Source organism: Candidatus Desulfofervidus auxilii, assembly GCA_030262725.1.
Lineage (GTDB): Bacteria > Desulfobacterota > Desulfofervidia > Desulfofervidales > Desulfofervidaceae > JAJSZS01.
This window is the reverse complement of the sequence record JAJSZS010000012.1, coordinates 23,336-46,653: the sequence shown is the minus strand read 5'-3', so window position 1 is coordinate 46,653 and position 23,318 is coordinate 23,336. Positions and strand designations below refer to the sequence as shown.

Here is a 23,318-nt window from a genome sequence, read left to right as displayed (position 1 = left end):
CCTAAAGAGCAAAGTCCTCTCCTAAATAAAATTCTCGCGCTAATGGACTATTGACAATTTCTACTGGTGTACCACTTTCTAAAACTTTTCCCTCATTTAAAATATAAGCACGATCACAAACTTTTAAAGTCTCCCGTACATTATGATCAGAAATAAGCACACCTATTCCACGTTGTTTTAAACGTAAAACAATTTCTTTAATTTCACTAACAGCAATGGGATCAATACCAGCAAATGGTTCATCTAAAATCATAAAAAGTGGAGAGGTTACCAAAGCCCTTGTAATTTCTACCCGCCTTCTTTCACCTCCAGAGAGGGTAGAAGCTTGATTTTGTGCCAAATGTTCTAAACGTAGTTCTTTAAGTAAACTTTGTAATCTTTTCTGTCTTTCTTGTTGAGAAATCTCAAGTGTTTCAAGAATAGCTAAAATATTTTCTGATACAGTCATTTTTCGAAATATTGAAGCTTCTTGAGGTAAATAGTTAATTCCTTTTCTTGCACGCTTATACATAGGTTCATTGGTAATATCTTCATTATCCAAAATAACTCGACCATTATCTGGTTTAGTTAAGCCTACAATCATGTAAAAAGTAGTAGTTTTTCCTGCACCATTTGGTCCTAAAAGACCCACTACTTCTCCTGAGTGCACAAAGAGAGAAAGAGCATCTACTACTTTACGTCCCCGATAAATTTTCGTTAAATTATCTGCCTTCAAAATATGACTCATCTTTCTTTTCAGGATAAAGTACTGCTTCTACTGGCTGTTTTAATCCTTTAATAATAGTTTTATTCTCCTTAAGTAAAAAAACCATTTCATCACCCTCAATCCAATTATCCCCTTCAGTCAATTTTGCATTTCCTTCAAGCACTATTTTTCCCTCTGTACGATAAAAAATAGCCTTTTCACCAAAAGCTTTTCTTTCCCCTTGAGTAATAACTACATTACCTTCAGCTTCAATCCGTTTAATGGTTGCTTGATTTGTCTTTTTTCCTTTTTCTGTTGTATAAAATACTTTCATTATATCTGCTTGAAGTTCCATATCTTTTTGTTTTGCTTTTACATTTCCTTTAAAAATAGCTATATTTTGTTTCTGATCCACTTCAAGTGCATTAGATTCAATATAAAGTGGTTCAGTTTCTGCTAAAACAAAAGTAGAAAGTAGAATTAATCCAATAAAAAATAATATTTTTATCCTAACCATTCGTTTAACCAAGTCTTTACTCTTGGAGAAAATATCCATTTTTTCGTATTGACAAAATATTTCATTCCATCAGCCATAAGTTGCATTCCATTCCCTTCTAACGTTACAGGTGATTCAGTAAAAAAAACAGAACGTGCCTGCATATATTTAAGATAATCACTTAAAAATACAAAGCCATTATTTTGCCAAAGCTTAACATTTCCTTTTAGTTCCATATCTTTTGTGTTTAAATCAAGCCATCCTGTTTTTGCCTTTACATATAAAGGTGTTCCATCTTTTAAAAAAAATATTAATTTTATCTCTTTTAAAGCTACTTTTTTATTTTCAATCATTCTTGCTTCTTGAGCTTTAAGTTCCCAAGTTTTTATTCCATTTTCTATTTGAGTATAAGTAATGTTTGAAAGATAAGTAACAGGTATTATCTTTTGTTTAGGTAATGTATTTAAACGGCTGAAGAGATAAATACCTGCCATTAAAAGAATATTTAAACACAAACCACCAATTATAAAATACCAGAACTTACTTTTCATAATTCTAATATAGCATTAGAGCTAAAAAATGTAAAGAAAATCTAATCTTTGCGGGTGCTCAAGATTAATTCAGCAATTTCTCGCAATGCACCCGCTCCTCCAGAAGCAGCTGTTATATAATCGGCTTTTTCTTTTACTGCCTGTACAGCATTAGCTACTGTAAATTTTACTCCTGCTTTAGCAAAAAGAGGTAAATCCAATATATCATCTCCTATAACGCCAATTTCTTCCTGAGTGTATTTTTCTAAAAGTTTGTTTAAAATTTCTTCTTTATTTTGAATTCCTTGAAAAACAGATTGAATGCCCAATTCTCGACAACGTTTTTGTACAGCATCAGAATAACGAGTGGAAACAACTACTACTTCTATACCATTTTCTATAAGCATTTTTAAACCATACCCATCATGAACATGGAAATATTTTATCTCTTCTCCACCCTCAATATAACCTAATGTTCCAGGTGTCCATACTCCATCTACATCAGTTATAAGTATTTTAATTTTTTTTAATTTTAAAAGGAATTTTTCATAATCAAGCATTTTTAATTGCCTGTTCAATGCTTTTTAAAACCTTTAATAAATCTTCAACTTGATTTAAAGGCAAAGCATTTGGGCCATCACATAATGCCTTTTCTGGTGCTTCATGCACTTCCATAAAAATGGCATCTACACCTATTGCTATTGCTGCTTTAGCTAGATATGGTACAAATTCTCTTTGTCCTCCAGAACAGCTTCCTTTACCACCAGGCAACTGCACACTATGAGTAGCATCAAATACTACTGGATAGCCAAATGAGCGCATAATTATTAAAGAACGAAAATCTACTACAAGATTGTTATAACCAAAGGAAGTCCCTCTTTCAGTAAGTAATATATTTTCATTTCCCTTTGAAACTATCTTTTCGATAATATACCTTACATCCCAAGGTGCAAGAAATTGCCCTTTTTTTATATTAATTGGAAGACCTGTTTCAGCTACTGCCAAAATTAAATCCGTTTGGCGACATAAAAAGGCAGGGACTTGAATAACATCAAGCACTTGTGCTGCTAAATCTACCTCTCGTATACAATGCACATCAGAAATTACAGGGATATTTAATGTTTCCTTTATATTTTTTAGAATTCTTAATCCTTCTTTTAAACCTGGCCCACGATAACTATGAATAGAGGTGCGATTTGCCTTATCATAAGAACTTTTAAAAATAAAAGGAATGTTAAGCCGTTGTGTTAAATTCTTTAAAAAAGTAGCGGTACGAAAAGTAATTTCTTCTCCTTCAATTACACAAGGTCCTGCAATTAAAACAAAAGGTCTTTCTCCAACTTGAAAATTAGCTACTTTTATTTTTTTTACCATCAATCTAAATCTAGCAAAATCAGAAATGTATGTCAAAGGATCCTGATATAACTTGACCCTTTTTTTAGAGTATGATACCTAAAAAACATGGTTACAAAGATTAAAAAGAAAAAAACTGTTATAGTTGATGAATTTGTTGCTTGGCCTAATCGTTTAGTTGAATATGTAAAAGAAAATTTAAAACAAATTATTATTGTCAGCGTTATTTGTATTTTAATTGTTTCAACATTTTTTTTAGGAAAAGCTTGGTGGGAGAAGAAAAAAGAAAAAGGTTTTTTCCTTTATGCCCAAGCTCAGAATTTATTGAAAAAAGGTGAAAAAGAAAAAGCAATAAAAACTTTAATACAGATTGCAGATACTCATACACCAGTAGCTAAATTTGCTAATCTAAGTCTTGCCGATTTTTATAGAGAAAAGCAACCTGAAAAAGAATTAAATTTTTATATGGCTTATATCCAAAAAGCAAAAGATGAAGATCCACTTTTGCCTTTTGTCTATTATTCTTTAGCTGTATATTATCTCAATCATAAGCATTGGTTAGAAGCAGAAAAAATACTTAAAACAATAGTTGAAAAATGGCAAAATCATTTTCTTTCAGCTTGGGCTTATGCCCATTTAGGTCTTCTTGCTGAAAAGAAAAATCCTCTTAAAGCAATAAAAATGTATCAACTTGCTTTAAAATATAAAAATAGTCCTCTTCTTCCTATCTGGGTTGAATTAAAAACAAAGGGAATCATCCCCCAATATACACCATAGGATAATGAATATTAAATTTATTATAACTATGCCATTTTGGTTTATGAATAATAGCTTCTTTTATTATTGTTTTAAGGATATTATCATCTTTTCCTTGACGTAAAGGTGTTTTTAAGTCCCATTCAATATTTGAAAAAAGACATGGCCTTAATTTTCCATCTGATGTGAGACGTAAACGATTACATTTATTGCAAAAATGCTGAGTTAAAGCACCAATAAAACCTATTTCTCCTATTCCACCTTTTAATTTAAATCTTTGTGCTGGACCATCTAAATTTGAAGAAGGAATTCTTTCAAGATTTCCTAGTTTTTCAAGAATTTTTTTAACTTCATTTATGGAAATAAAAGCTTGATTAAAATCTATATAGGTATAAACAAGTGGCATTAATTCAATAAATCTTATATGTAATGGATAATTTAAAGTTAATTTAGCAAAATCTAATATTTCATCATCATTGATTCCCCTTAACAATACTATATTAATTTTTACTGGTGAAAAACCTATTTCTAATGCTTTCATTATTCCAGTCCATACATGAGAAAAAGCATTTACTTTTGTAATATAAGCATATTTTTTAGGATTTAGAGTATCAAGACTAATATTGATATGTCTTAAACCTGCTTGATAAATTTCAGTAGCCATTTCTTTTAAAAGGGTACCATTAGTGGTCATACAAATCTTTTTAATATTAGAGATTTTTTTAAGTCTTTTGATTAAATATATTATATTTTTTCTTATTAATGGTTCACCACCAGTAATACGTACTTTTTCAATACCCATTTCTGCCATGATACGAACTAAATGCACAATTTCTTCATAACGCAAGATTTCATGATGAGGGAGTTTTTTGATATTTTTTCTAGGAAGACAATAACAGCAATAAAGGTTACAACGGTCTGTTACAGAAATACGTAAATAGTTGATATGACGCCCATAGGGGTCATATAAAGGCATGTTTTTTCCTAGAGTATTTTTAAAAAAATGTCAATTGACGATAAGCATTTTTTAAGTTAACCTTTAAATATAGTTTTTTTATATTCTTGGCATTTTAATAAGATGAGTTTAAAGACTTTAATTGTTTCAGCTAGTTGTGAAGAAAGGGCTAGAATTCGGAAGTACTTAAGTGATCTAAGTACTGTACAGATAGTAGGGGAAACACCTGTGGCTAAGGAAGCAATTCAACTAATTAAAGCAATCTCCTATGATCTCCTATTAACTGATGTAACATTAGCAGATATGAATGGTCTTGAATTTGCTAAAAGCTTAACTAGAGCTGGTTATGTTTTTCTTTTAATTTTCTTAGCTGACAATGAAAATTATGCAGCCGAAGCCTTCACTTTAGATGCAGTTGATTATTTAATAAAACCAGTGGAAAAGTCAAGATTAATTGCAGCTATTGAAAGAGCACAACGTTGGGAAAGAATATTGCGGAAAAAAGAAGGGGAAGGAAGAGAAAAAATTTCAATACCACCTCAGGCTTTTGATGAAAATGAACTTTTTGCTGCTTTAAAAAGAAGCTGGCAAAGAGAAAGACGTGAAACTCCTTTAATTCAAAAATTACCAGTGGAAAAAGGTGGACGTCACATTCTCATTCCTTATTCTCAGATTATTTTTGTTGAGGCTTATGGTGATTATACTTATATTTATACTGCAGAAGAAAAATTTTTTGCCTCTTTTAGCTTAAAATCTTTAGAAGAACGCTTTTCTGGTTCTTCTTTTTTCCGTGTCCATCGAAAATATTTGGTAAATCTTGATCAAGTGGTGGAAATTGCTCCAATGCCTGGGGGTACTTTTTATCTGCGGACTACAGGAAAGCATAAAATAGAGATTCCTATTAGTCGCCGCCGACTTAAACAGCTTAAAGAGATTCTTGGTCTTTAAATGTTAAATTGACAAATAATATAATATTACCTATAAAAACAGTTAAGGAGGAAAAAATTTATGGCTGAAAAGATAGAGTTTAAAGAAACAATAGAGGCTCTTTTAGAAGAGGCACGAGTATTTCGCCCATTACCTGAAGTAGTAGTAGAAGCTAATGTTAGTCCTAAAGAATATCAGGAGGCTTTAGAAAGAGGTACTCATGATTTGGAGGGATTTTGGGAAGAAGCTGCCGAAGAATTAGAATGGTTTAAAAAATGGGATAAAGTGCTAGATGAAAGTAATGCTCCATTTTACAAATGGTTTGTTGGGGCAAAATGTAATATTGTACATAATGCAGTTGATAGACACATTAATGGTTTTCGAAAAAATAAAGTAGCTATCATCTGGCAAGGTGAGCCACCTGAACAAAAAAAGAAATTAACTTATTATGAACTTTATCGGCGGGTAAACCAATTTGGAAATGTTTTAAAATCACTGGGTGTGAAAAAGGGTGATCGAGTAGTTATTTATATGCCTAATCTACTTGAAACAGCTATTGCTATGCTTGGCTGTGCTAAAATTGGTGCTATCCACACTGTAGTTTATGCAGGTTTTAGTGCTACAGCTCTTAAAGAGAGAATAAATGATACTAAAGCAAAAATAATTGTAACAGCTGATGGTGCTTATCGAAATGGAAAAATAATTCTTTTAAAAGATTTAGTAGATGAAGCAATGCTTGAGTCTCCTAGTGTTGAGCATGTAATTGTGGTGAAAAGGACAGGAGAACCTATTGATATGTCAGATGGTCGTTATCTTTGGTGGCATGATTTAATGGAAGGTGCTTCTGAGGAATGTGAGACTGAAATTTTAGATGCTGAGCATCCTTTATACATTCTTCATACTTCTGGTACAACAGGAGAGCCTAAAGGTGTTCTTCATGTTCATGGTGGTTATATGGTAGGAGTCTACCGGACTTTAAAATGGGTATTTGATATTAAAGAAACAGATATATATTGGTGTGCAGCTGATGTAGGTTGGGTGACAGGTCATAGTTATCTTATTTATGGTCCACTACTTTGTGGAGCAACAACAGTAATGTATGAAGGTCATCCTCTTTATCCTAAACCTGACAGAATGTGGCAAATTATTGATAAATTTGGTATTACTGTTCTTTATACTGCTCCCACTACTATCAGGATGCTTATGCGATTTGGGCGAGAACTTCCTCGCCGATATAGTTTAAAGACACTTCGTCTATTAGGTACAGTAGGTGAACCTATAAATCCTGAGGCTTGGATTTGGTATTATGAAAATGTTGGTCGAGAAAGGTGTCCTATTATGGATACTTGGTGGCAGACAGAAACAGGTATGTTTATGATTACTCCTTTACCTGTAGCTCTTTTAAAACCTGGTTCAGCAACAAAACCATTTCCTGGGGTTATTGCTGATGTAGTAGATAAAGAAGGTAAACCTGTGCCAGCAGGCAAAGGTGGGTTTCTTGTTATTAAGCGACCATGGCCTGCTATGTTTAGAACATTATGGGGAGATCCACAAAAATATAAAGAACAATACTGGGAAATAATTCCTGGCGGAGTTTATACCACTGGCGATGTAGCCAGAAAAGATGAAGATGGTTACTTTTGGATTCAAGGTCGGGCAGATGATGTAATGAATATTGGAGGTTATCGAATTGGTACAGTTGAAGTAGAAAGTGCCTTTGTATCTCATCATGCTGTAGCAGAAGCAGCCTGTATTGGTGTACCTGATCCAATTAAAGGTGAGGTAGCTAAGGTATTTGTAGTACTAAAAGCAAAATATAAACCTAGTGAAGAATTAGATAAAGAATTAAGAAAACATGTAAGAAAAGTGCTTGGTTCTATTGTCATTATTAAATCAATTGAATTTGTAGATAGTCTTCCAAAAACAAGAGATGGAAAGATTATGCATCGTGTATTAAAGGCAAGAGAATTAGGACTTGATCCTGGCGATTTGACTACTTTAGCTGATTAATCTCTCTCTAAAGGCTCATAATGGATGAGAACATGATCAACACCCAAAATTTCTTCCTTAATCTTTTTTTCAATTTCTTCTGTAACAGAATGGGCCTTTTTAAATTCAGATACTTTTAAGATCAAAATAAGTTCAATAAATTTATACCTTCCTGAACTTCTTCCCCGAATTTCTTTAATTTCTTTTACAGCTGGATGTGAAAGCACAATATTTTTTACTTTTTCTAATGTTGAGGCATCAAGAGAGGCTTCTAATAATATTTTTATACTTTCAATAAAAATTTTACCTCCAGCTTTTATAACAAATAAAGCTACTAAAAAGGCAACTGTTCTATCAAGATGAACATTCAAATATTCTCCAATTAATCCTGCAAATACTACTACAGTAGAAAGCATATCAGCTTTTATATGTTGAGCATCACTAATAAGGCTTGGAGAATTAAGTCTTTCGCCTACATTATATTCGTATTTTGAAAAAAGAAAGGTAAATATAATGATTAAAAATATGCCGAATAAAGTTAAAGGTAATTGTGTTGTTTTAATCTGACATTCACGACCAAAGGCTATTTTAATAATTTCAAAGCCAACCCATATTATAAGAATAGACATAGCTAGAGAAACAAGATTTTCAACTTTATAAAGACCATAAGGGAATTGTTTAGATTGGCGTTTTGAGATTTTTATACCTACTAGAATAGCCAATGAGGCAATTACATCTGTAAGTGAGTGAATAGCATCTGCCATAATGGCAAGACTTCCAGAAAACTGAGCAAAAAAATATTTTAATATAACAAGAGAAGTATTAAAAAAAACAGAATAAACTGCTACTTTTTCACTACATTCCACAAATTCAATTTAACATAAAATAGTGCCTTATGCCAGTAAAAAAATAAAAAAATAAATTTTTTCCTTGACAGAATCATGAGCTTATGTTATATATACCACTGGTTAAAAGGGAGAAAGGAGGTGGGATGGGATAAGTTATAAAGATAAAAAAATAGACTTATTTTTAGCTTAAAACAAAAAATGGAGGTGTAAGTATGCCAAGTTTTGTAAAAGTAGAAAAATGTGATGGGTGTCAATCTGCTCCCAGAACAGCATGTCAGTATATTTGTCCAAATGATTTGATGGTGCTTAATAGGGAGATCATGAAGGCTTATAATCAAGAGCCTGATATGTGTTGGGAATGTTATTCTTGTGTGAAGATCTGTCCACAACAGGCTATTGAAGTAAGAGGTTATACTGATTTTGTACCATTGGGAGCAAGTGTTATCCCAATGCGTGGTACAGATTCTATTATGTGGACAGTAAAATTCAGAAATGGTCTAATTAAACGGTTTAAATTCCCAATTCGGACAACCCCAGAAGGTTCAATTGATGTATATGCTGGTTATCCTCCAGCAGATCGTTCCAAGATAGGTGATAATTATCTTTTTGCAGAACCTGAAGTATTGGAAGTAGGCGAATTACCTACTATTAAAAAGTAAGCAAAAAAATTAGGAGGTAAGAAATTATGGCAGAATTTGAAGTTGTCGAAATTAATACTGATTTATTAATTGTTGGTGGCGGTATGGCTGCCTGTGGGGCGGCTGTGGAAGCAAAATATTGGGCTGGTGATGATATTAAAGTGATTTTAGTAGATAAGGCAGCCTTAGAAAGAAGTGGTGCAGTCGCTCAAGGTTTATCCGCCATCAATACATATCTTGGAATGAGTGGAAGAGCTGCTCCAGAGGTAGGTGGTACAAAAGGTGACAGAACTCCTGAAGAATATGTAAAGTATGTTCGTCAAGATTTAATGGGTGTTGTACGTGAAGACCTAGTTTATGATGTAGGTAGACATGTAGATGGTTCAGTTCATCTTTTTGAAAAATGGGGTCTTCCTATTTGGAAGAATGAAGAAGGCAAATATGTTCGTGAAGGTACTTGGCAGATTATGATTAATGGTGAGTCTTATAAGTGCATTGTGGCTGAAGCAGCAAAGAATGCTCTTGGTGAAGAAAATATCCTTGAACGTGTATTTGTTGTAAAACTTTTATTAGATGAAAATCATCCTAATAGAATTGCTGGTGCAGTTGGTTTTAGTGTAAGAGAAAATAAATTCTATTTCTTTAAAGCAAAAGCAATTATAGTTGCCTGTGGTGGTGCAGTGCACATTTTCCGTCCACGTTCCACAGGTGAAGGTTATGGTCGTGCATGGTATCCTCCTTGGAATGCTGGTTCTACTTATTCTATGATGTTAGAAGTAGGTGCTGCTCATGTAAATATGGAATGCCGCTTTGTTCCTGCCCGTTATAAAGATGGTTATGGTCCAGTAGGTGCTTGGTTCTTACTGTTTAAAGCTTATGCTACTAATGCATTTGATGAAGAATATATGAAGACCAGAAAGGCAGATATTGAAAAATACGCTCCTTATGGTCTTGTTAAACCAACTCCTACTTGTTTGAGAAACCATGCTATGATGCTTGATATGTTTGGAGGAAAGTTCCCAATCTTTATGAGAACTGAAGCTGCAATGAAGGCTATTATGGAGGCAGATCCAAAGCGTGCAAAGAAGCTTGAAGCTGAGGCATGGGAAGACTTCCTTGATATGACAGTAAGCCAGTCAATCCTCTGGGCTGCTGAAAACGTTGAGCCTGAAAAGGTCAAATCTGAGATTATGCCTTCAGAACCATATCTTATGGGCTCTCACTCTGGTGCTAATGGTGCTTGGTGTTGTGGTCCAGAAGACCTTATGCCTGAAGAATATAAGTCTGACTTCCCTGGTATGTACAACCGTATGACTACAGTAGAAGGTCTATTTACTGCTGGTGATGGTGTGGGTGCTTCTGCCCATAAGTTCTCTTCTGGTTCTCATGCAGAAGGAAGGATTGCTGCAAAAGCAGCTATTAAATACATCCTTGATCATAAGGATTTTGAACCCAAACCTCGTGGTGATGTAAAAGAATTGATGGATTTGGTATACAGACCTCTTAAGACCTTTGAGGAACATAAGGGTTATACCACTGATCCTAATGTAAATCCATTCTACATCAGACCTAAACAGTTTGTATTCCGTCTTAATAAGATTATGGATGAATATGCAGGTGGTATTGGTACACAATACACTACTAATGAACCTGCACTGTTGAGAGGTTTAGAAAAGCTCCAGATGCTTAAAGAAGACTCTGAAAAACTAGCTGCTGAAAATCTTCATGAGTTGATGCGTGCATGGGAAAACTATCATCGTTTGATTACAGCTGAATGTCATATGCGTCATCTCCTTTATAGGAAGGAGACCAGATGGCCTGGTTATTACTATCGTTCTGATTATCCAGATATTGATGAGCAGAACTGGAAGAAGTTTGTGCTTTCCAAGATTAATCCTGAGACCGGTGAGTGGGAAATGTTTGAGAGACCTTATATCCCATTACCCATTGACTAATTAATATGCCGGGTGCCCTTAAGGGCACCCGGTTTTTTAATTTTTTCTTTTTATCACGAATTCGATGTTGACGGGTAAAGAATAAGTGGAGGATTAGAATGGCAGAGGGAAAAAGTACGCAAACTATTTTAGTCGTTGGTGGGGGCATGAGTGGTTTAACAGCAGCAGTAGAGATTGGTGAGGTTGGTTATGATGTTATTCTTGTTGAAAAGCGGCCGTATCTTGGCGGAAGAGTTGCTCAGTTACATCATTATTTCCCGAAACTTTGCCCTCCCTATTGTGGTTTAGAAATAAATTTTAGGCGTATTAAAGACAATCCACGTATAAAATTCTTTACTTTAGCTGAAGTAGAAAAGATTTCAGGTCAAGCAGGCAATTTTGATGTTACTATAAAATTGAAACCTCGTTATGTTAATAACAATTGTACTATTTGTGGAAAATGTGTTGAGGTTTGCCCAATAGAAAGAGATGATGAATTTAATTATGGTCTTTCAAAGACAAAAGCTATTTATCTGCCACATGAAATGGCTTTTCCTGCTAAATATGTAATAGATGATACTGTATGTGACAAATGTGGTAAATGTGTTCAGGCATGCGCTTATAAAGCAATAAATTTAGAGGAGAAAGAAAAAACAGTAAATTTAAAAGTAGGTGCCATTATTTGGGCTACAGGTTGGAAACCCTATGATGCAACTAAAATGGATAACCTTGGTTTTGGTAAATATAAAAATGTTATCACTAATGTTATGATGGAAAGACTGGCAGCTGTAAATGGCCCAACAAAAGGGAAAATATTAAGACCTTCAGATAATAAAGAAATAAAGAGTATAGCATTTGTCCAATGTGCAGGTTCACGTGATGAAAATCACCTACCTTATTGTTCAGCAATTTGTTGTTTAGCCTCCATGAAACAGGCTGGATATGTTAAAGAACAATATCCTGATGCTAAAGTTTATATCTTTTATATTGATTTAAGAGCATATGGCCGTTTTGAAGATTTTTATAATCGGATAAAAGAATATAAGGATGTTTATTTTATTAAAGGAAAAGTGGCAAAAATCACTGAAAAACCTGATAAAAGTTTATTAGTTGAGGCTGAAGATATTTTATCTGGCAAAAGAACATCACAAGAAGTAGATATGGTAGTCCTTGCTACTGGCATGATGCCAGTAACGGCTGAGGAAAAAGTCCCAGCCGATGTTTCTTATGATGATTTTAATTTTATTGTTTCTAATTCTGATAGTGGTATTTATCCTGCTGGATGTGCTAAAAGACCAATGGATGTGGCTTCTTCAGTTCAAGACGCTACAGCAGCAGCACTTAAAGCCATTCAATCCATTGTGAGGAGGTAATTCTAAAATGGAAAAAAAACTTAGTGTTTATATTTGTACAGGGTGTGGTATTGGGGATGCAATTGATATAGAAAAACTCTCCCAAGTAGTAACAGAAGAATTAAAATTGCCGTGTAAAACACACGAAAGCCTTTGTTTAGCAGATGGATTAAAATTAATTAAAGAAGATATAGAAAAGGAAGGGATTAATACGGTTATTATTGCTGCTTGTTCTCATCGTGTAAATTGGGATGTTTTTAATTTTGGGCCAGAGATAGTTGTAGAGAGAGCAAATATAAGAGAGGGAGTAGCTTGGTGTCAATCTCCTAAAAATGATTTTACTCAAGAAATGGCAGAAGATTATTTAAGGATGGCTGTTGCTAAAGCACAAAAGGTGGAGATTCCAACTGGTTATTCAGAGGAAGAGCCATATAATAAAACCATTCTTGTTGTTGGAGGTGGTATTACAGGTTTAACAGCTGCTCTTGAGGCAGCTAATGCTAATTATGATGTAATATTAATAGAAAAAGAGGCTCAATTAGGTGGATGGGTAGCAAAATGGTGGAAAACATATCCTAGCTCTCCACCTTATAAAGAATTAATGGATACGGGAATTGAAGAAAAAATTAGAGCAGTCCAAACTCATCCAAAAATTAAAGTTTATACTTCTACTACAATTGAAAAAACAGAAGGGCAACCAGGTCATTTTAAAGTTACATTAAAGGGAAGCAGTACAGAACAAATAACTGTTGGCACAATTATTTTAGCAACAGGTTTTAAACCTTATGATGCTAATAAGTTGGAGCATCTTGGTTATGGAAAATTTAAAAATGTAATTACAAATATTGAAATGGAAGAAATGGCCAAAAAAGGCCAAATAACATCTCCTGCTACTGGTCAACCTGCTAAAAATGTAGTTTTTATCTTATGCGCTGGTCAAAGAGATAAAGATCATTTACCTTATTGTTCCTCTTACTGCTGTTTAGTATCTTTGAAACAAGCTATGTATGTGCGTACTTTAAATAGTGAAGCAAAAGCATATATTTTTTATCGAGATATGCGTACACCAGGTCAATATGAAGAATTCTATAAAAATGCACAAAATGATCCAGGTATCTTCCTTACAAAAGGTGATATAGTTGGTATTACTGAAAATGAAGATAAAACTTTAAATGTTGAAGTAGATAACACCCTTCTTGGTGAAAAAATTACAGTAAAAGCAGACCTTGTAGTATTAGCTATAGGAATGGTATCTACTATGGAAGGATTACCTACTACTCGTGAAGAGGTATTTCAACGATATGGTTTAACTGGTCAAGAGGAGCCAGAAGTAATTGAAAAAACTATTGCAGAAACACCCCAACCTTGGGAAGGTATTTTGAACTTAGCTTATCGTCAAGGACCAGAAGTACCTGTTTTAAAATACAGTTTAGCTGATTCAAACTTTATCTGTTTCCCATATGAATCAAGACGCACAGGTATTTATCCAGCTGGTTGTGTCCGTCAACCTTTAGATATTGATGGATGTATTAGAGATGCTACTGGTGCTGCTTTAAAAGCTATCCAGTGTATGGAATTAGAATCTCGTGGTGGAGCTGTTCATCCAAGAGCAGGTGATTTAAGCTTTCCTGTATTTTTCTTCCAAAGATGTACACAATGTAAACGTTGTACACAAGAATGTCCATTTGGTGCCCTTGATGAGGATGAAAAAGGTACACCTAAACCTAATGTTTTTAGATGTCGCCGTTGCGGTGTATGTATGGGTGCTTGTCCTGAAAGGATTGTTGGTTTCCAAAATTATAATATAGATATTATTTCTTCTATGATTAAAGCTATATCTGTACCTGAAGATGATGAAGAGAAATTGAGAATTCTTTGTTTTGCTTGTGAAAATGATGCTTATCCTGCTTTAGATATGGCAGGAATTAATCATTTGCATTATTCACCATTGTTAAGAGTGATACCTGTCCGTTGTCTTGGTTCTGTGAATCTTGTTTTTATTTCAGACGCTTTATCTCGTGGTATAGATGGTGTTTTACTCTTGGGCTGCAAATATGGAGATGATTATCAGTGTCATTTTGTAAGAGGTAGTGAACTTGCTAATTATCGCATGGGTAAGCTTCAGGAGACATTAGATAATTTAGGTCTTGAAGCAGAAAGGGCGCAATTAGTTCAGGTAGCAATTACTGATTATAATAAGCTACCTGAAATTGTTGATAATTTTATTGCTAGAATTAAAGAGTTAGGTCCCAATCCATTTAAAGGATGGTAAGGAGGGTTTAAGATGGCAAATGGTCGTGTGGTGGAGCCAGATGTAAATTTTATTAAGGGCATAATAGAATTAGGTGGGGATTCGGTAAAAAAATGTTTTCAGTGTGCTACTTGTGCAGTAGTCTGCCCACTTGCACCAGAAGAAAATCCATTTCCACGTAGACAGATGATTCTTGCTCAATGGGGTCAGAAAGATAAGTTAGTGAAGGATCCTGCAGTATGGTTATGTCATAATTGTAATGATTGTTCTCTTTATTGCCCACGTGGTGCACGACCAGGTGATGTTCTAGCTGCTATTAGAGCATATGTAATTAATGAATATGCACGTCCAAAATGGTTAGTGAATTTTGTAAAGACTCCTAAATCTCTTCCATTATTAATAGCATTTCCTATTGTTATTCTATTGCTTCTACTTGCAATTACTGGACACAGACCAACTGGAGAAGAAATTCGTCCTTCTAATTTCTTGCCTACTTATTATATAGATGCTGTCTTTCTTCCCCTTACTTTTTTTCTTATTGTTTCTTTAGTAAAAAGCATAAAACAATTTTGGGATGACATGAGTGAAGGACTTGAACCACCAAGTAGATTTCAGTTGATTTTAAAAGGAGGATGGATAGGCATAATTATATCAACTTTAAAAGAAATTTTAGCTCATAGCCGTTTTTATAAATGTGAGGCAAATAAAGGTAGAGCATTACCTCATATGTTGCTATTATGGAGTTTTATTGCCTTAGCTATTGTAACTTCTATAGATGTGTTAGCTGAATATATTCTTCATATAGAAATACCATTCCCATTAAGCCATCCTGTAAAGATTTTGGCTAATTTAGGTGGAATACTTCTTCTTATTGGAATTTTAACTATTCTTATTAATAGAATACAAGATAAACAAACTGTTTCTACTTATTGGGATTGGAGTTTAATTATTGTTATTTTAGCAGTAGGTATCACTGGATTTTGTGCAGAGTTTTTTAGATTAATTCATATTGCAAAATTAGCTTATGGTTCATATTTAATACATGTAGGCTTTGTATTTACACTTTTTGTTTACTTACCTTATTCCAAATTTGCTCATCTTGTTTATAGAACAGTGGCGATGGTTCATGAAAGATATTATGGAAAAGTATAAATTTTTTCTTGACAAAAATGAAAGAGCAGATTATATTTGAAAATACAACAGAAGAAGGAAGGAGGTGGAAGTTAAAGGAGGTTTGGTTAAAAAATATGGTAAATTTGAAAAATCCAAAAACAAAAGAAGGAGGTAAAAGATATGGCAGCTGAAGGGCAAGAAAAAATGTGGGATAAAGAAGTAGAAGGTCATAGAACTTATGAAGATATAAGGATTTTTACTGACGAACAATTACACAATTATACTGAAGAAGAATTAAAAGAATTTAAAATCAAACATGATATTCCTATGCTTGAAGAGCTAGAGAAAGGACCTTGGCCTAGCTTTGTTAGTGATTTAAAAAGAGAGGCTTTACATAGGCGTAAACTTGGGCAAGAGAATTTGCAAGGACCAGTAGAATGTTGTGAAGATTTATTAGGTCAGCTTGAGCTTTCTTATATAGATAAAGAAACTCATTGGAAACATGGTGGAATTATTGGTGTATTTGGTTATGGAGGTGGTGTAATTGGTAGATATTCTGATCAGCAAGAGAAATTTCCTGCAATTTGGGCATTTCATACTCTTAGGATTAATCAGCCTGCTAGTAAGTTTTATAACACAGATTATTTAAGAGGTTTAATGGACATTTGTGAATATCGTGGTAGTGGTGTTACAAACATGCATGGTTCCACTGGTGATACTGTCTTTTTAGGAGCTGTTACTGAACAATTAGAACCTATATTCTTTGATTTAACCCATGATTTGGGTGTTGACTTAGGTGGTTCTGGTTCAAATTTAAGAACTCCTTCTTGTTGTATTGGGAAGGCAAGGTGTGAATGGGCTATGATAGATACACAGGATATGTGTTATGAAATGACTATGTATTATCAAGATGAATTACATAGACCAGCATTTCCATATAAATTTAAATTTAAGTTTGATGGTTGTCCAAACTGCTGTGTAGCTAGTATTGCTAGAGCAGATATGTCTTATATTGGTACTTGGAAAGATGAAATTCGCATTGATCAAGAAGCAGTAAGAGCGTATGTAGCAGGAGAAATTCCACCTAATGGAGGTGCTTTTAGAGACAGAGATTGGGGTCCATTTGATATTCAAAAAGAAGTAATTGATCTCTGTCCTGCCCAATGTATGGAATGGGATGGGAAGGAATTAAAGATTGATAATAAAGAATGTGTACGTTGTATGCATTGTATTGCTGTTATGCCAAGGGCATTAAGACCAGGTGTAGATACAGGCTTAAGCATCCTTTTTGGTGCTAAAGCACCTATTCTTGAAGGTGCGCAGATGTCTTTAGTAGGTATCCCATTTATGTATACAGAAAAGCCTTATGATAATATAAAGGCAATTGTTGAAAAAGTTTGGGATTGGTGGATGGAAGAAGGTAAGAATCGTGAGCGTTTAGGTGAATTAATTCAGCGTTGGGGTCTGTGGCGGTTTGTTACAGAAATTCTTGAGATACCACCAGCACCACAGATGGTAAAAGAACCTCGCTCTAACCCATATATTTATTGGAAAGAAGAAGAAGTGCCTGGTGGGTGGAAGAGAGATATTAAAGAATTTAGAAAGAGACATCCAAGATAAAAAAGGAGGTGTGCTATGTCTAAAGGGAAATATGGTTATTATGATCCAGAAAAACCATTAGAAAATAGGATTACAGATATTGGGCCACCACATTATTGGCAGTTTTTCCCTCCTATTATTAGGAGGAATTATGGAAAATGGTTATATCATGAAATATTAGAACCAGGGATTTTAATGCATGTTTCTGAAACAGGTGAAAAGGTATATACGGTAAGGGTTGGTGGTGCTAGATTAATGACTGCTGAGCATATACGTGAGATTTGTGATATTGCAGATAAATATTGTGATGGTTATGTTAGATGGACAACACGCAATTGTGTTGAGTTTATTACCGATAGCGAAGAAAAAGCTAGAGAATTAAAGAAAGATTTAGAAAGCAGAAAATTCCCTGCAGGTAGTTATAAGTTTCCAGTAGGTGGCACAGGTTGTTCTATTACAAATATTGTTCATACCCAAGGTTGGATTCATTGCCATACACCAGCTACAGATGCATCTGGTGTGGTAAAATCTGTTATGGATGAATTATTTGACTATTTTAAGAGCATGACACTGCCAGCGAAATTAAGAGTATCTCTTGCCTGTTGTTTAAACATGTGTGGAGCAGTTCACTGTTCTGATATTGCTATTCTTGGTTATCATCGTAAACCACCTATGATTGATGATGAGGTAATATCAAAAGTTTGTGAAATTCCATTAGTAGTAGCTGCTTGTCCTTTAGGTGCCATTCGTCCAGTAACTTTGGAAGATGGGACAAAGACAGTTAGAGTAAATGAACAAAGATGTATGTTCTGTGGAAATTGTTATACAATGTGTATGGCTACACCATTAGCAGATAAAGAAGGTGATGGTATAGTTATCCTTGCAGGAGGAAAAATTTCAAATAGAAAGAGTGGTCCTAAATTCTCTAAAGTAGTTGTAGACTATTTACCTAATAATCCACCACGTTGGCCAGAAGTAACAAAGACTATTAGAAAGATTGTTGAGGTTTATGCTAAACATGCTAGAAAATATGAAAGACTTGGAGAATGGGCAGAAAGGATTGGTTGGGAAAGATTCTTTGAATTATGTGAAATACCATTTACTTGGCATTTACTTGATGATTACCGCCTGGCCTATGATACATATAGAACAACAACACAATTTAAGTACACAGATCATGTATGGAAGATAGCTGAGGCCGTAGGCGGGCTTAAAAAATAATTTATGAAAAGAGGTGATAAATATGGGACTTGAAGATATTAAAAAAGTGATTGTTGAGTATGCGGGGAAGGGGAAGAAGACTAAGTTTTATTTTAAAGATATGGAAAAGGCAGTGAAGAAGGTTATTCCGGATGCTAAATCAAGAGATATTAAAAAAGCAGCCACAGAATTGGTAAATGAAGGTGTTTTAGAATATTTTTCTACTGGCAGTACAACTATGTATGGTCTGAAAGGAAGGGGTATTTCTGCAGAAAAGGCAGGTACAGGTGAATAAAAAATAAAAGGGTGGCTGGTAACAGCCACCCTTTTTTTATGATTTTTAATTATCTCAAACGTCTAATCTGTTTCTATAGGGAGTAATTATGAAAAGACCTCAAACAATTGAAGAGTTTATTCTTAAACAAAAAAGATTGCTTTTAGAAAACCCAGAATGTGCTAGTGCTTATTACAATCTTGGTGTAGCTCTTATGCATCAAGGTAAATTAGATGAGGCAATAGAAGCATTTGAGGAATCTATTGATGAAGGTCTTCGGATGTTTGAAGCCTATGTTAATCTTGGCTATATCTATTTTAAAAAAGGTGAGATGGAAAATGTTGTTAAAGCAAATTTACGGGCTATAGAAATAGAACCTAGATATGCGAGAGGATATGCTAATTTAGGTTTTGCCTATCTACAACTTGGTGAAACAGATAAAGCTATTGAAGCTTTAGAAAAGGCACTTGAGTTGAATCCTAAAATTGTACAAGCTATGTGTAATTTGGCTAATGCTTATCTTCAAAAAGGAGATGTAGAAAAAAGTATTGAGATAAATAAAAAAATGCTTAAAATGGCACCTAATTTTGCTCTTGGTCATAATAATCTCGCTTATGCTTATTACTTAAAAGGAGATTATAAAAAAGCAATTGAGCATCTTGATAAAGCTATTGAGCTTGGTTTTGATCCTCATCCAGATTTTATTAAATTGCTTGAATCTTATAGGGAAAATGCTCGGTGATTTATTTGAAAGATACGAATTTTTAGCCAAAAAAGCAGATATTCTTTTTCGCAGTATTCAAGAAAAATATCCTGGTGCTGTAAGATGTCGTATTCATTGCTGTGACTGTTGTTATGCTCCTTTTGGTTTATTCCCAATAGAGGCAGCTTATTTAAATTATCATTTTAACCGTTTAGATACAAGGATAAAAAAAGATATTTTTCGCCAAGTAGAAAAGGCTGAAGCTGATATATGGCGAGCAAAGGATAGGCTTAGTGTATTTGATGATGATCCAAAGATGAAGGCTTATGGTTTGGGGAAACAGCGAGTAAGATGTCCTTTTTTAACAAGAAGTGATGAATGTATACTTTATGAAAAACGTCCCATTATTTGTCGCATATATGGTGTACCTTTTACTGTTGAAGATGGGAAAGTTTGTGTCTGTGGTCTTTCTGGTTTTCAAAAAGGAGTAACTTATCCAACTATTCGATTAGATAAAATATATCATGAGCTTAATAAGCTTTCAGAAGAACTTTTAATAAAATTTGGCTCAGCTCATCCTGAAAGATCTCTTCTTATGATGCCTTTATCTTGGGCTTTAAAATTACCTTTAGAATTAATCCTTAAAGGAGAGTTTGTAGAATAGTATGAAGTTTTTTAATGTGTTCTTCTAAATTTTTAGTTATTAAAAAATATTCTTCTTTTCCTTCATATAATTTTATTAACCCTTCAAAAGCAAGCTTTAGCTCTGAAAGATTAAAAGATTTTAATAAGCATAAAAATTTATTTAAATCAGTTTTTGATTTTAATGCATCAAAAAAACCCTCAACTGTTGCATAAAGGCAATAATCATCTGCCCAAAGGATTTCTCCTACACCATCTAATCGGTCAATTCTCATTCTTAAAGTCAAATCTAAGAAAAAATAAAAAAGAGCAATAAGAATGTTAGCACAATTTTTTTCATAAAATACAATAACTGGTTCATATTTTCTAACAGTAGTAAGCCTTACATCTATCCTTTCATCTTCTACTTTTGCTACAAAATCACCTGCCGCATGATGCCAAGGATAAATCTGATTAAAATTTTCAATATCATAATAATAAGTAAGGATTTTTGCAGCCTGTTTGTATATCTCAAATGCCTGTTTTTTTGAAAGTACTCTATAACCTTGGTTAAAATCCCAAAGAGTTAATATTTGTTTTTCTTCTTCATTTTTTGAAAGATGAAATTCATGATAATCTTCAAACCAGTCAATAAATACCATCTGCATATAATTTATTTCATCTGAAAAATAAACTTTTGGTAAATAAGATGGATTAAACTTTTGATTTAATTCTTTTAAAATTTTAAATTCTTCCTTTAACCATTTTTTCCCTATTTCAGAAATAGCTACATTTACTCCAAATTTTATTTTTTCCCTATCTATTATAAATTCTACACTAGCTGGATGATAAAAAAAACCATGTTTTTCAGCTCTAATTAAGACTTCTTTAATATCTTTTGAAAAAATAATTCTATTAAATTTTTCACTTAAAATTTTTAATATAGATTTAAGCTTATTTTGAATAAAAATATATATAGAGGAAAAATAATTTTCATAAGGTGTTTTTAGTGGATCTCCATCTAAAGGAAGCAATAACTTTTCTTTACTTACCGTAATATCCCCATAAGGAGAAGAAACAAGATACTTTATAAGCATCCTTCAAGTTTAGCAGTAGCTTCCTTAACTAATTGGCTTATTGTTTCTTCTTTTACTTCTCCATCTTTATATATACGTATAAAATGATTATCATTTTCCAATGCTTTTATCTCTTTTATAGCTTCTTTGTTTTTCATTTCACCTAAAGCCCAAACCGCATAACCTCTTAAAACAGGATCTTCTGCTTTTAAAAAAGAGCAAAGGGTAGAAAAGGCATATCTAACAAGTTCTGGCTTTTTACCAGCAATTCTACCAATAGCCCATGTGAGTTCTCTATGTAATTCTTTATCTAAGAAAAATGAAAAAAGAGAACGAACATAATCAGCGAATATATCTGGTCTATAGCTGATGATAGTAGCTGCAGCTTCAATAGCTCCCCAAGCCGAAGCTGCTGAATCAGAAGTGCTATAAAGAAGACGATAAAGCAGTTTGCTAATAACATCTGGTCTTTTATCTGCTAATCTTTCACTTACTTTTCCTAAGATTTCGATAGTACGCCAACGCAATGATTCATCTACAACATAAAGCATCCGTTGCAATTCAGTTACTACTCTTGTATCTTTTTCAGCCAAAGATATAATTTCTTCTACTTTATTTTCCATTACCATTTTACGTATTTCTTTTTTAGAAAATGCTTTAGGACATATTTTATGTGTGATTTTTGGAAGAGCTTCTTTCATTTTTTCTTTTATAATAGGCTGAGTAACCTCTTGAATTTCCTTATGAGTTTTAACAAAGATAAGGACACCAGGGATTGACCTTCCTTCAAATGATTCTGTTGGCACTACTGTATGGGTAATGCCATCATAATGTTCTATCCAAGCATCTTCATAATCCTTTCCTGGTGATAATTGAAGACATAAATCCCAATCATAATTACATGCAAATAAAAGGGCTTCAAGAAAGGCTGCTCCTCTATTTTTCCCTGAGACATCATAAGCATACACTGCACCACAATGTTCACATATACCTACTGGAAATTCATTTGGCTTTCTTTGACGTAATTCTTTTGGAGGTTCAATTATTTGGTTACAAAATGGACATCTAGGGGTTTCTGGAAAAGGTAATTTCATTTTTCCTCCCAATCTTTAGATAATTTTTGAATATCAGAAATATTCTCTACTGTAAAAACTTTATAACTATCTTTAGGCAAAATGTATTTTAAAAGACCAGCAAGTACCTGTTTTGGTCCAACTTCTACAAATGTGTCAATTCCATCTTTATATATATTTTTAATTTCTTCACACCAAAGTACAGGTGAACATAATTGTTTCCACATAATCTCTTTAATTTTTTCTGGATCGGTTTCTGTTTTAGCTGTTACATTAAAATATATCTTAATTTTTGGAGCTTTAAAAGATATATTTTCAAGAAATTCTTTAAATCTTTCTTGTGCTTCTTTTATAAAAGAACTATGCCAAGCTCCACTTACTTTTAAAGGAATCCCACGTCCACCTAAATCTTTTATTCTTTGCGAAATTTTTGTTAAAATTTTAGGATTTCCACTAATAACAATTTGTTGAGGAGAATTATAATTAGCCAGCTCTGCCTCTTTATATTCTATCAATATATTTTTTACTGTCTCCAAGTCTAATTTAACAATGGCAAGCATACTTCCAGGATGTTTTTTAGCAGCTTCTTCCATAAAATATGCCCTTTCTTTCACTGCCTTAAATGTATCTTCAAGAGAAAGTACACCAGCAGCATAAAGTGCTGGATATTCTCCTAAACTATGACCTGCTACAGCTTCAGGTAATATATTTTTTTCTAATAAACATGAAAAAATACTAATTTCTACGGCAGTTAAAGCAGGTTGAAGGTTAATTGTTTTTGTTAATTCTTCAATAGGGCCTTCAAAACACAATTTAACTAAGTCTATGTTACATATATCGCTAGCTAGAGTAAATATTTCTTTTACTTTTTGCGATTTTTCCCATATATCCTTTCCCATACCAATATATTGTGAACCCTGTCCTGGAAATAAAAAGGCAATCATT

General features: G+C 33.5%; 23 protein-coding genes. 13 read left to right on the top strand and 10 right to left on the bottom strand.

What is annotated here, in order from left to right:
* Position 1 precedes the first annotated feature (1 nt).
* From lptB to kdsA, 5 genes are read right to left on the bottom strand one after another with little or no spacing between them, the layout of a single operon-like run.
* Positions 2-727 (bottom strand): LPS export ABC transporter ATP-binding protein, encoded by a 726-nt coding sequence (lptB, locus tag LWW95_07640; protein ID MDL1956902.1) that lies wholly within the window; start codon positions 725-727, stop codon positions 2-4.
* Complete coding sequence (gene lptA, locus LWW95_07635; GenBank protein MDL1956901.1) at positions 702-1,202, bottom strand: lipopolysaccharide transport periplasmic protein LptA; 501 nt, start codon at positions 1,200-1,202, stop codon at positions 702-704. Before lptA ends, lptB begins: the two co-directional genes overlap by 26 nt.
* Complete coding sequence (lptC, locus tag LWW95_07630) at positions 1,190-1,732, bottom strand: LPS export ABC transporter periplasmic protein LptC (GenBank protein ID MDL1956900.1); 543 nt, start codon at positions 1,730-1,732, stop codon at positions 1,190-1,192. Before lptC ends, lptA begins: the two co-directional genes overlap by 13 nt.
* Positions 1,733-1,773: 41 nt before the next feature.
* The gene (locus LWW95_07625; GenBank protein MDL1956899.1) at positions 1,774-2,271 is read right to left on the bottom strand and encodes an HAD hydrolase family protein; all 498 of its coding nucleotides are present in this window, start codon (positions 2,269-2,271) and stop codon (positions 1,774-1,776) included.
* Positions 2,264-3,085 (bottom strand): 3-deoxy-8-phosphooctulonate synthase, encoded by an 822-nt coding sequence (kdsA, locus tag LWW95_07620; GenBank protein MDL1956898.1) that lies wholly within the window; start codon positions 3,083-3,085, stop codon positions 2,264-2,266. Before kdsA ends, LWW95_07625 begins: the two co-directional genes overlap by 8 nt.
* A gap of 87 nt (positions 3,086-3,172) precedes the next feature.
* Here kdsA and LWW95_07615 point away from each other — a divergent pair, with 87 nt between their 5' ends.
* Complete coding sequence (locus LWW95_07615) at positions 3,173-3,841, top strand: tetratricopeptide repeat protein (GenBank protein ID MDL1956897.1); 669 nt, start codon at positions 3,173-3,175, stop codon at positions 3,839-3,841.
* On the opposite strand, the gene moaA is transcribed toward LWW95_07615, so the two are convergent.
* Positions 3,819-4,796 carry a GTP 3',8-cyclase MoaA gene (gene moaA, locus LWW95_07610; GenBank protein MDL1956896.1) on the bottom strand — a complete coding sequence of 326 codons (978 nt, stop codon included), beginning with the start codon at positions 4,794-4,796 and terminating at the stop codon, positions 3,819-3,821. The two genes, LWW95_07615 and moaA, sit on opposite strands and share 23 nt — an antisense overlap.
* A gap of 102 nt (positions 4,797-4,898) precedes the next feature.
* Between moaA and LWW95_07605 the strand changes: the two genes are divergently transcribed.
* Both LWW95_07605 and acs read left to right on the top strand, forming a co-directional pair.
* Positions 4,899-5,723 (top strand): LytTR family DNA-binding domain-containing protein, encoded by an 825-nt coding sequence (locus tag LWW95_07605; GenBank protein ID MDL1956895.1) that lies wholly within the window; start codon positions 4,899-4,901, stop codon positions 5,721-5,723.
* 60 nt (positions 5,724-5,783) lie between these two features.
* The gene (acs, locus tag LWW95_07600) at positions 5,784-7,712 is read left to right on the top strand and encodes an acetate--CoA ligase (GenBank protein MDL1956894.1); all 1,929 of its coding nucleotides are present in this window, start codon (positions 5,784-5,786) and stop codon (positions 7,710-7,712) included.
* Here the strand turns inward: acs and LWW95_07595 are convergent.
* Positions 7,709-8,557: a cation diffusion facilitator family transporter gene (locus tag LWW95_07595; GenBank protein ID MDL1956893.1), complete on the bottom strand. Its 849-nt coding sequence runs from the start codon at positions 8,555-8,557 to the stop codon at positions 7,709-7,711. The two genes, acs and LWW95_07595, sit on opposite strands and share 4 nt — an antisense overlap.
* Before the next feature lie 194 nt (positions 8,558-8,751).
* Here LWW95_07595 and aprB point away from each other — a divergent pair, with 194 nt between their 5' ends.
* From aprB to LWW95_07545, 10 genes are all read left to right on the top strand, one after another.
* Positions 8,752-9,198 carry an adenylyl-sulfate reductase subunit beta gene (aprB, locus tag LWW95_07590; GenBank protein MDL1956892.1) on the top strand — a complete coding sequence of 149 codons (447 nt, stop codon included), beginning with the start codon at positions 8,752-8,754 and terminating at the stop codon, positions 9,196-9,198.
* 26 nt (positions 9,199-9,224) lie between these two features.
* Positions 9,225-11,132, top strand: coding sequence for an adenylyl-sulfate reductase subunit alpha (gene aprA / locus LWW95_07585; GenBank protein ID MDL1956891.1), 1,908 nt, complete (start codon positions 9,225-9,227; stop codon positions 11,130-11,132).
* 98 nt (positions 11,133-11,230) lie between these two features.
* The gene (locus LWW95_07580; protein ID MDL1956890.1) at positions 11,231-12,484 is read left to right on the top strand and encodes a CoB--CoM heterodisulfide reductase iron-sulfur subunit A family protein; all 1,254 of its coding nucleotides are present in this window, start codon (positions 11,231-11,233) and stop codon (positions 12,482-12,484) included.
* Positions 12,485-12,491: 7 nt separating this feature from the next.
* Positions 12,492-14,735 carry an FAD-dependent oxidoreductase gene (locus LWW95_07575; protein MDL1956889.1) on the top strand — a complete coding sequence of 748 codons (2,244 nt, stop codon included), beginning with the start codon at positions 12,492-12,494 and terminating at the stop codon, positions 14,733-14,735.
* A gap of 12 nt (positions 14,736-14,747) precedes the next feature.
* Complete coding sequence (gene qmoC, locus LWW95_07570) at positions 14,748-15,866, top strand: quinone-interacting membrane-bound oxidoreductase complex subunit QmoC (GenBank protein ID MDL1956888.1); 1,119 nt, start codon at positions 14,748-14,750, stop codon at positions 15,864-15,866.
* A 141-nt stretch (positions 15,867-16,007) separates the two neighbouring features.
* Complete coding sequence (dsrA, locus tag LWW95_07565) at positions 16,008-17,447, top strand: dissimilatory-type sulfite reductase subunit alpha (GenBank protein MDL1956887.1); 1,440 nt, start codon at positions 16,008-16,010, stop codon at positions 17,445-17,447.
* A gap of 15 nt (positions 17,448-17,462) precedes the next feature.
* On the top strand, positions 17,463-18,647 hold the full coding sequence (gene dsrB / locus LWW95_07560) for a dissimilatory-type sulfite reductase subunit beta (GenBank protein MDL1956886.1): 1,185 nt from the start codon (positions 17,463-17,465) through the stop codon (positions 18,645-18,647).
* A 22-nt stretch (positions 18,648-18,669) separates the two neighbouring features.
* Complete coding sequence (locus LWW95_07555; GenBank protein ID MDL1956885.1) at positions 18,670-18,921, top strand: dissimilatory sulfite reductase D family protein; 252 nt, start codon at positions 18,670-18,672, stop codon at positions 18,919-18,921.
* Positions 18,922-19,009: 88 nt separating this feature from the next.
* Positions 19,010-19,642: a tetratricopeptide repeat protein gene (locus tag LWW95_07550; protein ID MDL1956884.1), complete on the top strand. Its 633-nt coding sequence runs from the start codon at positions 19,010-19,012 to the stop codon at positions 19,640-19,642.
* Positions 19,632-20,267, top strand: a complete 636-nt coding sequence (locus LWW95_07545; GenBank protein ID MDL1956883.1) for a YkgJ family cysteine cluster protein — start codon at positions 19,632-19,634, stop codon at positions 20,265-20,267. The genes LWW95_07550 and LWW95_07545 overlap by 11 nt, the downstream gene beginning before the upstream one ends.
* Here the strand turns inward: LWW95_07545 and LWW95_07540 are convergent.
* The 3 genes from LWW95_07540 to fabD are packed head-to-tail and all read right to left on the bottom strand — an operon-like array spanning position 20,245 to position 23,317.
* The gene (locus tag LWW95_07540; protein ID MDL1956882.1) at positions 20,245-21,321 is read right to left on the bottom strand and encodes a hypothetical protein; all 1,077 of its coding nucleotides are present in this window, start codon (positions 21,319-21,321) and stop codon (positions 20,245-20,247) included. The genes LWW95_07545 and LWW95_07540 overlap by 23 nt on opposite strands.
* Positions 21,312-22,394 (bottom strand): PBS lyase, encoded by a 1,083-nt coding sequence (locus LWW95_07535; GenBank protein MDL1956881.1) that lies wholly within the window; start codon positions 22,392-22,394, stop codon positions 21,312-21,314. Before LWW95_07535 ends, LWW95_07540 begins: the two co-directional genes overlap by 10 nt.
* Complete coding sequence (gene fabD, locus LWW95_07530) at positions 22,391-23,317, bottom strand: ACP S-malonyltransferase (GenBank protein MDL1956880.1); 927 nt, start codon at positions 23,315-23,317, stop codon at positions 22,391-22,393. The genes LWW95_07535 and fabD overlap by 4 nt, the downstream gene beginning before the upstream one ends.
* Position 23,318: the final 1 nt, after the last annotated feature.